Origin of the sequence: Pseudoalteromonas sp. MMG022 (assembly GCF_021654245.1) — a bacterium.
Lineage (GTDB): Bacteria > Pseudomonadota > Gammaproteobacteria > Enterobacterales > Alteromonadaceae > Pseudoalteromonas > Pseudoalteromonas amylolytica.
The window spans coordinates 92,746-105,492 of the sequence record NZ_JAKFZQ010000013.1; the positions used below are offsets into that span (position 1 = coordinate 92,746).

Consider the following 12,747-nt stretch of genomic DNA (forward strand, 5'->3'; position numbering starts at 1 on the left):
CCTTTACAAGGTTTGCTTTGACGCTTTTGCATCAGATGAATCAGCGCCAGCGACTTTAACAGCCATCCCCTTCTGCGGGTACTCAGGTACCGTCGTTACAATGCGCTCATTACCGTTCAGGCCGACGTTTACATAGAAGTACTCACCCTCTTCACGAATGACCTGAACCTTACGCGGTTCTAATTTGTTTTCATCCGTTAGCAACCAAACCGTTTGGTTATTCACTAAGTCCTGAGGAAGCTTGTATATACGACTTAGCGTTTTACCCGCAAAGTCCACTTGCACAAAAGCACCAAATTTCAGAGCAGGTTGTTTAGACTCAATGCCATAGGGGTCGTCAATTCTGACCACTAAATTCACCATTCGGGTTTGGGTATCCACAACCCCTAAATCTCGATCGATCACAGCTTGACGTGTAAACCCGTTTAAACCACTTTGCGTCACGGTAGCAGGTATGCCTTCTATACGCTCAGGTAAGAAAGCACTGTCGAACCCAGCAATAGGGATCACAACCTCGGCTGCTTCAATATTATTGAGCTGCGCAACCGGTGTGCCAACACTCACAAACTGACCTAAACCAATACTACGAGAAACAACCAATGCATCATAAGGCGCCACAACCTCGCAATTGTCTAGATCTCGCTGCGCTCTTTTTAGCCCAGCCTCTGCAGATTTAACCGCTGCTTTGGCACTCATTAGTTGAGGCTTACGTAAAAATAAATCGGTGTGCTTTTTGTTCGGAAAGCGTTTCGCTTCATCGGCAGCCACATCTGCCAGTGCTTGCTCTTCTATCAATGCAGCCCTAGCGCGAGATAACTCAGCTTCAGCTTGTAGCAATGCGGCTTCATAGTTATCTTTTTCTACCCGCATTAATACGTCACCACGAGCGATTACACCACCTGGAATAAAGCTCGGATGCCAATACGTTACCTCACCTGATACCTGAACGGACAGATTGGTCTGTTCATAGGGTTTTACTTCACCGTAGCTGTTGATGACAACCTGATGGTCTAACGCTGATATCGACTCCACTTCGACCACGGGTCTGCTGTCAACGGGTTCCTTTTCTTTGGGATCTGCTGCCATTACATTAATACCCAACGCACCTAAACCGCCGAGCGTTAATACGGCAAAAGGCAAAATCCACCTTACTATGTTCGTTTTCATGACTGCACCTTGTGTAATTTTCCTACATCTATCATAACAACTTTATGGCTGAGAAAAACGTGACATTTGTAAGTTTCTATTACATATTTTGGGGCCAGCTCCAAAAGCATTGAATAGCTCAGGGGTCGACATAATTTATATCGCAAAAATACGCCTCTCAGGTAGCTTAAACATGCACCTGATTTGAAGTTGTGAATCCGCCCCAAAAGATTACATTTTTGAGTAACAAATAAGGAAGTATCTCACCATGAAACAACTCTTTGCGCTGTCTTTAATTCTGTTCTTAACAGCTTGCAATCACACTCAGAAAATTGATGTAAAAGAACCACTTAAAAACCCATCAACGCTACTTAACCATAGCCTTTTTACGCGTTTGAATATTGAGAGTGAAGAGAGTATTTTTGCGCTGCCCGAAGCCGAACGACACAAATTTTTAAGTTATGCTCAAGAGCAAAAGCTACAAAATATCCGAGCCGATACAATCATTGCCAACTATTTAGATAGTAATCTCGACAAGTTCACTTATGATGGTGCTACGCTTAATGCCACCGCTACGCTGGCGATGAATGAAGGCAATTGCATCAGTCTCGCTATTTTGACGCAAGCCTATGCGAATATGCTAGGTATTGAAACCAGCTTCAAAGAAGTTGCGACAATGCCTGTTTACAAAAAGCAGGACCAAACCATTTTGGTCTCTAACCATTTTAAAACCAAGCTATACGCACCTAAAGAGCAAGAGGATGAGAAGTGGCTATATGCAATTCGTCCAGGTACCGTCATTGATTACTTCCCAGCAAGAGATTTAGTATTTATCGGTAGCGCAACATACGCTGATTTAGTGGCAAAATATTATGCAAATTTAGCCACTGAAGCTTTACTGGCAGAACAGTTCGATATGAGCTATTCCCTCGTTTCTCAAGCCCTTGAATACGTCCCATATGATCCAGAACTTATCAACTTAGCCGCTATTTTACATCGCAGAGTCGGTGACACAGACACCGCAAAGAAGCTGTTTGAGTTTGCGCTAAACAATCAACTAGTAAGCAACAACTTACTATATAGTTACAGCTATCTTGCACAGCAACTCGCTGATACACCACTTCAAGAGAAACTAGAAGAGCAATTGTTGAACAACGCAAAAACTCCGTTTGATTTTCTACAACTTGCCGAACAAGATATTGCCAAAGAACGCTATTCTAGCGCCGAAGCGCTGCTTAAAGAGCTCATCGCAAGCACCCCCTACATTCCTGAACCTTACTTCGCATTGGCAAAGATTTACTACCTGCAGGATAAAAAAGCAAAAGCTGCAATGTATTTACAATATGCGATCGACAAATCGGAAGATAGAGAAAAGCAAGGGGTCTATCAGGCTAAGCTAAATACCCTCGAGTATGTTGGTCGTAGTTATAACCAAAACAAAGAACAAAATTAAACTCAATGTTAATTTATTATTAACAACCTGTTTACTTTTGCGTTTTTTCGTTCTACCTTAGATGTGTCTAACTTTTAGACAAAATACAAAACATGTAAGGATCAACAATGAAAAAACGCTATTTTCTCCCAGCTCTTAGTATCGTTTCGATGAGTGCTTTTGCACAAGCGCCATTAACTGAAGAGCAAATGTTAAACTACACAAGCAAGACCACCGAGACCATCATAGGTAAAACTGAAACATTGAACTTAGCCCTCAGTGGCAAAGCCAATACAATTTCACAAACCATTTCGCACCCAAACGCCAGTTATATAAAACTACACTTTAAAAACATTAACTTAAATGGTGGTGGTAAACTGGTTGTTAGAGCAACGGACAATAGCGAACGTTATGAGTACACAGCTTCTGACATGCGTAAAGCAACTTTAGAAAAAGGTGACAACGGTGCCAGTGACTTTGCGGCCATGTCAGTATCAAGCGACACGGTAATCGTTGAGTACACACCGGGTCAGGCGAACAATGCTAACTTAGGCACGCCTATCATCGACTATTATCACTTTGGCACTGAAGACCAGCTAAGTATTACAGACGTTGATACTTCATCTACCTGTGGTGTTAATGAGCGCAGAGACGTTCAGTGTTGGGCACAATCTCACCCTACTGAGTTTGAACGTAGTCGCCCAGTGGCTCGCTTGGTTATTGGTGGTCGCAGCTTGTGTACCGGTTGGCGCGTTGGTGCCGACAACCACATGTTTACCAACAACCACTGTGTAGAAACAGCGTCAGAACTGACATCAACTGAAGTGTGGTTTAACTACCAGCATACCACCTGTAACGGCAGCACTAAAGAAACAGTGGTCAAGGTAACAGGTAAAGATTTCCTTAAAACAGATTACACTCTGGATTACACACTATTTACCGTTAATAACTTCGAACTAACGGAACCTTTTGGTTATTTTGGCCTAGATGTACGCGATGCAACGCAAGGCGAACGTATCTATATTCCACAGCACGGTTCTGGTAATCCAAAAGAACTATCGATTGAATCAGATCAAGACAGCAACGGCTTATGTCAGGTGAATGAAGCCAATGCAAATGGCCGTGGTACGGGCACAGACCTTGGTTACTATTGCGATACAATTGGTGGCTCTTCAGGCTCCCCTGTACTTGCTGCGGCAACCAACAATGTTATCGCGTTACACCACTTGGGTGGCTGCACAAACAAAGGGGCTAAAATCAGTAAGATTTGGCCACAAGTTGCCGGCGAGTTTAACAATCAAATCCCGGTTGGCGATCAACCTGGCAGCGACCCAGTACCTGTGGCTCACTTCACCTATAGCTGTGACAAGTTAGCTTGCCAATTCGATGGCTCAGGCTCTAGTGTACCTGGCGGTTCAATTAACCAGCATGAATGGCAATTTGGCGACAATAGCAGCAATGGCTTTGGCAGTAATGTTGCGCATACCTATGCCAATGGTGGTGATTACTCTGTAACTCTGACCGTTACAGATGACCAAGGTCAAACGGCTTCTTTAAGCAAAACAATTTCTGTTTCTGATGCGACCGACCCAGCACAACTTGAAAAAGGTGTGACAAGAAAAGACCTCTCAGGTGAAAAGTACTCAGAACAGTTCTTCTACTTTGATGTCCCAATGGGTGCAACCAATATCACCTTTAAAATGGCCGGAGGCACGGGGGATGCAGACTTGTACGTGCGTAAAGATGAAAAGCCTACAACGTCTACATATGACTGCCGCCCTTACCGTTGGGGTAATGGTGAAACCTGTACACAAAACGATGGTGCTGGCAGATATCATGTCATGATCAGAGCATTTTCTGCATTTAATGGCGTACAGCTAACAGCCGACTATACTAACTAAGGCATATCGGGAGTGAATGGGTAGAACAGTGCGTTTTAGTTCCACCCAAACAGGTGTACACCCTGACATGCACTTCATTCTCCATATCTGTTTTATACTCAAGGCGACACAATGTGTCGCCTTATTTCATGGCCTGTTCAGGATAATCTATAAGTCGTACCATAGACCAAACCAAGCTCTATTCTCATCTTCAAATCGCTCGCCTTCAACGCGGCTCATACCCATATCAATTTTAAAATCACTCAAGCCTGCTGGCGCAAACTTACCTAACCATGTCCGCCCATTTAACTGCGTTGACCATTTGATACCGTAACTTTGTGCATATGACTGTTCATCAAGTTGGTGCTGTTGGTAGTACAACCATGGGTAGCTCTCTTTGAGTGTTATGGCACCACTAAGACCCTCATATTTACTCCCTTGAGCCGAATAAAAAGGCAACTCTGGCGCCATTATGACATTGACCATGCGCATTTCACTGAGCAATGAAGAGCTAAACCCTCCAAGCTGAAGAGCCTGATCTTGTCGCTTGGCGTACTGGTAAGACACGTTCATCGGAATGTAAAACGCTTTTCCATATACACTCGCTGAAAAACCTTGCCCCTGCCAATCTTGTTCAGAAGTTTGACCTTCCACCCGATAGCCAGACACCTTTTGACCAATGGCAAAGGATTGCTGGTCGTACAGCCATGATTGCTGTATACCTGCGCGTAGCCAATGCACAGAAGCTGACTGTTGTTGTTGTGCTTGTTTGCCAACCAAACCCGCAAACTGAGCCTGTAACTTGAACTGTCTCCATTGGTATTGCTGGCTTAACTGTGCAAACACTCCGTGCTGTTTATCATTAATCGGAGTTGATGAGGTTTCCGCTGTGCTGTTTATTTCAAAATCAAAGCCATGCACATCCAGCTGTAGCTGATTGTATTGATAACGCAGCTTTGCGAAGCTACCTTTTAACACCCCGTGCGAGACATCATGGGTATGCCCTATATGCCAACTTAATTGCTCCAGAAAATCTGACCCTTTTAAACCAACATCAAATAACGTGGTGCTTGTTGAGGCATATTGTGCGCCCAAAGCCAGTGAAGCATTCTGACGCCAGATATTATATTGTTGCGACGGTATCTCATCTTCATATATCTGTGCTGGTGGCAATTGAACACTATAAACATTGCGCATTTGTTCATCGGCTAGCGCGTTCTCATTACCTGATTGATGCCTAGATTCAAGCTCATTCACCAACTCTCCTTGCAAAACTGGCAACAGATACATGTCCACGCCTTCAAAGCCACTCGATAAATAGAGTAGCGAGCCGTGTTCATAAGCAATGGGAAACTGAAACAGTGCCTGCCCTTGTGTCAGTTTATATAGCGCCCCCGTAACCAGCTCATATCGGTAAATATCCAAAGCACCGTTTTTGCCCGCAACAAAGTGCAGCGCGCTGCCGTCAGAAGTCCAACTTGGCTGTGTTAAATACTGATACCCTTTCGGTAGGGGAACAGGTATGGTCTTATTGGTATCGACATCTTGTATATACAACTGCCAATTTTCATTGATTGTATGCTTCAAAAATGCCAGTTTTTGCTGCATGGCGTTAAATACGGGAAAGTCATATAACGTACTCAACTGTTTGCCAAATAATGGTGTAACCTGCGCACTGGGTAAATGAATTTTTACCAGCTCAGAATAACCAAAAGCAACCTGTTCGGCATAAATGCTCTGCCCATCATCGACTAAGGTAAAGCGACGTATTGCTTGGTTTTTAGTTAATTGCTCAACTTTATTTGAGGTCAGTGACCAACGAAACAGCTCTCCTCGACGCTGGTTTGAATTTGTGTTGTCTGCTGTAGAGGCAATGAAATACAACGTATTATTATCTAGCCAGTGAGGGTAGCGAATACCAGAAAAATTGAAAGGTTCGAGTGAAAAGAGCCGCTTTTTCGCGAATACTTTAGGTCGAACGTCTGCCACGTCTTGCGAATCTTTCTCTAACAGCGCACGCTGCTTTTCCTCAAACTTTTGCTCTGCGTCGGGGTCATCTTCGCTCTGATAGACGTTAAGCTTAATTCGTCCCTTTTTATCGTACTCAACAATGGCTAATCGACTACCATCCTCCGACAATACGGGACTACGAGCACCATAGGCATACTCTTGCCATAGGCGACTTGGTAGTTCAGGTTCTTGCTGCTCTTTGGCCATTGCCTGATAGGTATATTCCGCGGTAAAGCGCCGATATAAAGTTGCGGGATGCTCTGCAAATACCCCCTTAAAAGCACTGGTAAAATCTCGCGCGGTTACCGCTCGCATACGGATCCATACCGCATCAAGTGTCTGTTGTGAATAGCGTTGCTCGAGCCAAGCAAGAAACCGAGCTCCCAACAAATAGGCCATCGACTTAGATTTATATTCATGATTGCCATCATTCAACTGTTGGTAGCTAAGCAAGGCACCTTGTTGTGCCAATTCCTGCAGCAATGCCTCACTATAATTATCATACAATCGGCCACGTCCCGTCATTTTGGACTCCAACAATGTGGCGTATCCTTCAGCCACCCAGCGGGGCATCATTGTTTCAGAGACATCGTACAAGTCCCACACATCTCGCAATGTTTGCTTCCAGACGTGTCTACTGGGTTGAGAAAGATGTACTAAGTGTATGTATTCATGCAGTATAAGGAGTTGCTGCCAACTGTTGTGATTGGCAATAACAGTGTCTGATTGCGGTGGCGTCGTAAACAAAGCCATAAGTGGACTATCAGTACTGGGAAGCGCAAATCCATTCGCGGCATGGTAGGGATCAAAAACGACCACGTCGGCTTTTGTGCCCAGCCCCCTATTTTGCTGCTGCCACACCTTGTCGCGCACTATTTCTAGCTCTTTGGCAGCACTGCTAGCCCACGCCTTATGACCTTGAGTGTAATGAATGTTGAAGTTATCGGTTTGTATGGTGTGCCAAGTCGGCGCAGCTAAAACCTGCACGGGCCATAGCAATACTATCCAAAGGCCTGCGATGGTGACTAAGCTCACCCATATCCATTGTAAACGCATAAATTCTAAACCTCACAAGTTTGACTGTGATCAGTATGCCAAATAATCAGGGGTAACTTTTTTAAAAACTTAGAAAAATTGTAACGAACAACGACTGTTAGGCCATATCAACCATCAGACTGGGAGCCAATCGTTCGGCACTTTAGTTGTATATACAATTAAATAGCCGTGTCGCAACTGTTTTAAAACATGAAAATAACTGCGGATGTTTAGACAAAACGTTTACCAAGCTATGAAACACGCTCAATGAAGGTACACCGAGCGTGTCACATATGTTACCAAAATCAGATCCAACGTATGATCGTTGCCAAAGTGTGACTTTGACCGGGTTCCACCCGCGCTCTATCTTCCATAACGTTTGCGGCTTCTAGGCACAGCATGGTGTGATATTCATCATCACGAAAGTTGGTAAGTCGTTTGGATTTTTCTATCCAAGGGTTCCAAAGCACACAAGACGTTGAGTTTTCTCGGGCCACTTCAATGACCCCCTCAGGGGTATGAATGGTTTGCACTGCTTGGGCTTGTGTGTACACCATGTCCGTTTCGCGCGCAAAGGTGACCACCTCATTTTGCATAAACGGCCCCTCACCAAACTCAATGTAACTTGCGCCCTGCAAGCCATCAACCTGCGTTTGCTCAATAGCAGAGGTCGGAAAATAAGTATGTAATGCCTGAGATAAAGTAAATGGCTCTTTTCCTAGGTTTGTGTTGGTCAAACGTACTTCCAATTGCTCTGAAAACTTAAACTCTACTTCTAGTTTTGAGTCATACGGCCAGTAGGTTTTATCCACTAAACGCATGGGCAGAGACAAACGCACAATTATATGGTCACTATGCTCATGCACATCTTCAGCACGCCACAGTAGCTTGCGCGCAACACCATGAATTGGCCAATCGATTTTTTCATGTACGCCAAACCAAGGCCAGCAAATGGGGATACCACCACGGATTGCCTTTCCTTCTTGGTAATCTTCATCAGCCGAGACCCAGATCAGGCTCCCTTTGCCTTTAGGCGTAAATTCGCTAAGTTGCGCGCCCTGTAAAAATACTTTGCCTGTGCACAACGGACTGTCAACATTTATGTATTCAAGTCCACTGTCAGTATGTCGAATCGAAACTGATGCTGATAACTCCATATCTCACCTTGTTATTAAATTGCTTGCTGACTGCTACATTACCGAATAAGTGCCCTGAGAGTAAATAAATAACGGCCAAGATGAAGGATACTCATCATTGGCCGTTATGGTGAGGTAAATCTTGTCACACCTTAAACTGCCCAACTAAATCCGTAAGCTTGCCAGACAACTGATTCATTTTTTCACCACTTGTAGCAGTGTTATTCGCAACTTCTGTCACGCTATCTGCGGCATTTTTGATATCGACTACATTGCGGCTAATATCCTCAGCCACATGTTGTTGCTGCTCCGCAGCTGTGGCTATTTGAGTATTCACATCACTGATGGTTTGAATGGATTGAGTGATCTCTGAAAACTGGGTCTGGGCAGAGCGACTCAATTCAACCGTTTGCTCAGTCGCTTTTAAGCTTTTACGCATGTCTTGAGAAACTTGTTCCGTCATTTTATGCAGCTTATCAAGTTGGGCTGCAATTTCTTCGGTAGACTCAGAAGTTCTTTGCGACAGGGCACGTACTTCGTCCGCCACCACCGCAAAGCCGCGACCGTGCTCACCCGCACGAGCCGCTTCGATAGCCGCATTCAACGCTAACAAATTGGTCTGTTCGGCAATGCCACGTATCACGCTCAAGATAGACATGATGTTTTCACTTTCACTGTCCAGTTGTGTGATATCCGATGTAGCACTGGCTATCACCGATGCGAGATCAGCCACACTGGATACTGTTTTCGTGATCACTTCTTGCCCTAACTGCGATGCATGTTGAGTTTGAGAGGCAAGCTGTGCCGCATTCGCACAACTGGCAGCAACCTCATTGGCCGTTGCTGCCATTTGATTTATGGCAGTAGCCACCATTTCCAGTGCCTGTTGCTGCTGCATCGTAGACTCCGTCAATTCACTGGCTTGAGCTGAGGTAGACTGTGCAGTATGGGTCACTTGTTGCGCACACTGATTAATTTGCGTGACCAGCTGTGCAATCAGGTTCAAAAACAGATTAAAGCTATTGGCCAACTTGCCCGTTTCATCTTTGGCGACGATATTGAGGCGTTGCGTTAAATCTCCACCACCTTGTGAAATCACGGTAAGGCCATCACTTACCTCCACTATTGGACCCGATATTAAGCGCGCTATGTATGTTGAAAGCGCCACAAATACCGCTATCAATATTGCGCTAATCGCCACAATTGTGATGGTCATATTATTGGCTGACGCCATCACCTCACTTTTTTGTACCAACCCAACAAACTTCCACCCCAACCGCTCAGACGTATAAATGTTGGCGAAATACTCTGTTCCGTTCACTTGTATGCTGTAAGTTCCCGAGTTGTAATCCGAGATTTTAGTAAATGCACCATCAGATATGGCAGTAAAAGACTTGAATGTATGCTCCGCGTTGCTGGCGTCTGCTAACACGGTGCCGGTATTTTCAACCAACACTAAATAACCCGTCTCGCCCAAACGGATCTTCTTAACGATGTCTGTTAGTCCACTTAACGACACGTCCATACCCTGCACACCCATCACTCGTCCGTTATCTTTGATGGCTTTAACGGTTGAGACTATAACCATATCATCTGGTGCCCAGTAATAAGCGTCCGTACGAGTTGTTTTGCCGCCACCTAGCTCGCCCGTTTTGTACCAAGGTCGAGTGCGAGGGTCATATCGAGCATTTACCTCACCTTGTGGCCATTGAATATATCCACCTTCAGTATTACCCATATAAATGTATGCAATGCCAGGATGCGTTTGCCCAAACAACTCAAACTGCTGGTAGGCTGCCTTTTCCACTTCGTGGTTTTGTATGGAGTTGAGCTGTGTTGCGGCACTTGAATTGACATACGTTTTGACCTGTGTACGTGCTGCTAAAATTTTCGGATGGCTGGCAAGGTAATCTACATTTTTCTCTATTTCAGCAAAAAACATACTGATACCATTATCAATTTGCAGCGCTTCTCGATTTGCCAATTGCGAAAAGTTATCCAGTGATGCTTGTCGGGTTTGTGAAATCATCAACCCAGCAATGATCAAAAGGGGTAGCACAATCGCTGAAATAAAAGCCAGACGGAGCTTTTGCGAAATACTCATAATGCGACTATCCACATTTATCGTATAAAAAATATAGTCAGCAACTCACCAAATGGTCAAGGCTACAAGATGTAATAGATTGAATTTCCTTATAATCGTATATGGTTTCTAATTTGAGGTAATCAGTTAGAATAGTCTACCCTATACAGACAAGTAACTATCACAGTAACTAAAAAGTGGGTAACCATGCATAAATTAACACCTCTAGCGCTCGCAATGAGCCTGTTTCCGAGCTTCTCTCAGGCGAGCGATGCAGAAATAGACAAACTAAAGCAACAACTGGCAGATTTGCAAAAGCAAATCCAAAAGCTTGAAGCCAAATCCACCCAAAAAGAAGAGAAAAAGTCTTCTGGTATCAAAGTAGGTGGTGCTGTACGGACTAACTTTAGTCACACCTCGTATAACGATGGCAACAAAAATCGCGGTGGTGATTTTGACTTTGACATTTTCAGAGTCAACTTCTCCGGCGATATTGGCGATGTTCAACTCAACGCCGAAGTACGCTTTTTCGATTATATGAGCGCGATTAAATATGCGTATGTGGGCTATGACTTTGCCAAAGACTGGCAAGTACAGGCCGGTATTACCAAAGTTCCCTTTGGTAATTGGCCATATAACTCACACAACTATTTCTTCAACACAACTTACTATATCGGCTTAGAAGACGACCATGACTTAGGCGTATTGTTCAAACGCAAGCTAAAAGACAACTGGCAACTAGACATTGGCTTTTTCAAAAATGATGAGTTAGGCGGTGTTGATGGCTATGTTGAAGATCGCAGTGACCGCTACTCATACGATATTGTTGGATACCGTAATGCAGATGATGGCGTGTATGATGATCCAACGCAGCCGCTAGGTGAATATAATACGTTTGCTGGCCGTTATGCGTATCACTTCAAACACAAAGGTGGCAGTACGGAAGTCGGCTTTTCAGGCCAAACGGGCGGCCTGCACAACGGCATAGAACGCGCGGGTGACTATCACTCATGGGCCGTGCATGTAAACAGCCATATGGGTCCGTGGAACTTTCAGTTACAACACGGTGAGTATAGCTACGATGTAGATGATGCCAATGTCGATCGCATGGCCGTGGGTGCATATGCTTTCTACGATAGTATTGCCGCTGAAGCGATGACCTCAAACCTCAACGTGGCCTACAGTTTGCCTGTTAAATGGGGCGCAGTCACCGGCCTGCAGTTTTACAATGACTTTGGAATCATTTACGACAAATCAGACAACAGTGAAGATACCTGGATGAATGTCACCGGTGTGTCCGTTGCAGCGGGTGGCTTTTTCACTTACTTTGATTTTGTAAACGCGAAAAATCAGCCATTTGTCGGTGGTTCAATTGCTGGTGACAGCGATGAAACTGAGCAACGCTTTAATATCAACATCGGCTATTACTTCTAAAAACGCGAGCTTTTAGACTACTACCTTTGCTCATCAGCAGTGACCCACATCACTGCTGATGAGATAAAAACTCGCAAACTGATTGCGCTGTGGTAAGCTTTAAGCATCATCATGTGTAGTGAGCAAAGCTATGGTAAACAAAGTAACAGCGCTTTTTAATCGGTGTTTCTGGCTGCATGTTGCAGGTATCAGCTTTGTTGCTTTAGGCTTTGTGGGCATAGTGCTGCCGGTGATGCCAACCACGGTATTTTTTATCCTCGCACTGGCGTGTTTTACTCGCTCCAACCCTCGATTGGCCAACTGGCTGCTTAATCACAAAAAGTTTGGTCCCACTTTGCAACAATGGCATGACTACCGAGTGATCCCAACCAAAGGTAAGTGTTACGCGGGCTTAGGTATGCTACTGGGGTTGGTTATTTTAGCCTACAATACGCCGCCAATTTGGGTGCTTATTTGTGTGGCCCTGTGTGAGCTACTGGTGATGGCCTACATTTGCTCTAAACCGTCACATCCACCAGCTACCATCCGTTCAAAATAACGCGCTTGCAATCGCCATTGTTTATCTGTTCATCCCTTTTATACTGGCTAAAC

Annotated in this window: 8 protein-coding genes; 4 read left to right on the top strand and 4 right to left on the bottom strand. The window is 44.6% G+C overall.

All coding sequences use genetic code 11. The features are described from left to right. Nucleotides 1–3: 3 nt before the first annotated feature. Nucleotides 4–1,167 (bottom strand): efflux RND transporter periplasmic adaptor subunit, encoded by a 1,164-nt coding sequence (locus tag L1070_RS13165; RefSeq protein ID WP_237125866.1) that lies wholly within the window; start codon nt 1,165–1,167, stop codon nt 4–6. A 247-nt stretch (nt 1,168–1,414) separates the two neighbouring features. On the opposite strand from L1070_RS13165, the gene L1070_RS13170 reads away from it, so the two are divergent. Then, nucleotides 1,415–2,599 carry a hypothetical protein gene (locus tag L1070_RS13170; RefSeq protein WP_237125867.1) on the top strand — a complete coding sequence of 395 codons (1,185 nt, stop codon included), beginning with the start codon at nt 1,415–1,417 and terminating at the stop codon, nt 2,597–2,599. A gap of 107 nt (nt 2,600–2,706) precedes the next feature. Continuing rightward, nucleotides 2,707–4,479, top strand: a complete 1,773-nt coding sequence (locus tag L1070_RS13175; RefSeq protein ID WP_070982856.1) for a PKD domain-containing protein — start codon at nt 2,707–2,709, stop codon at nt 4,477–4,479. Between the two features lie 147 nt (nt 4,480–4,626). On the opposite strand, the gene L1070_RS13180 is transcribed toward L1070_RS13175, so the two are convergent. The 3 genes from L1070_RS13180 to L1070_RS13190 all read right to left on the bottom strand — a co-directional run bounded on the left by L1070_RS13180 (nt 4,627) and on the right by L1070_RS13190 (nt 10,743). Continuing rightward, nucleotides 4,627–7,524, bottom strand: coding sequence for a hypothetical protein (locus L1070_RS13180; RefSeq protein ID WP_237125868.1), 2,898 nt, complete (start codon nt 7,522–7,524; stop codon nt 4,627–4,629). A 284-nt stretch (nt 7,525–7,808) separates the two neighbouring features. Further along, the gene (locus L1070_RS13185; RefSeq protein WP_070982857.1) at nt 7,809–8,660 is read right to left on the bottom strand and encodes a D-hexose-6-phosphate mutarotase; all 852 of its coding nucleotides are present in this window, start codon (nt 8,658–8,660) and stop codon (nt 7,809–7,811) included. Between the two features lie 124 nt (nt 8,661–8,784). After that, nucleotides 8,785–10,743 (bottom strand): methyl-accepting chemotaxis protein, encoded by a 1,959-nt coding sequence (locus L1070_RS13190; protein WP_237125869.1) that lies wholly within the window; start codon nt 10,741–10,743, stop codon nt 8,785–8,787. A gap of 186 nt (nt 10,744–10,929) precedes the next feature. Here L1070_RS13190 and L1070_RS13195 point away from each other — a divergent pair, with 186 nt between their 5' ends. Then, a complete protein-coding gene (locus L1070_RS13195; RefSeq protein WP_237125870.1) occupies nt 10,930–12,156 on the top strand; it encodes a porin in 1,227 nt (408 codons plus the stop codon). Between the two features lie 130 nt (nt 12,157–12,286). Next, entirely contained in the window at nt 12,287–12,694 is a 408-nt protein-coding gene (locus L1070_RS13200) for a YbaN family protein (protein WP_070982860.1), read from the top strand. The last annotated feature ends 53 nt before the right edge of the window (nt 12,695–12,747 follow it).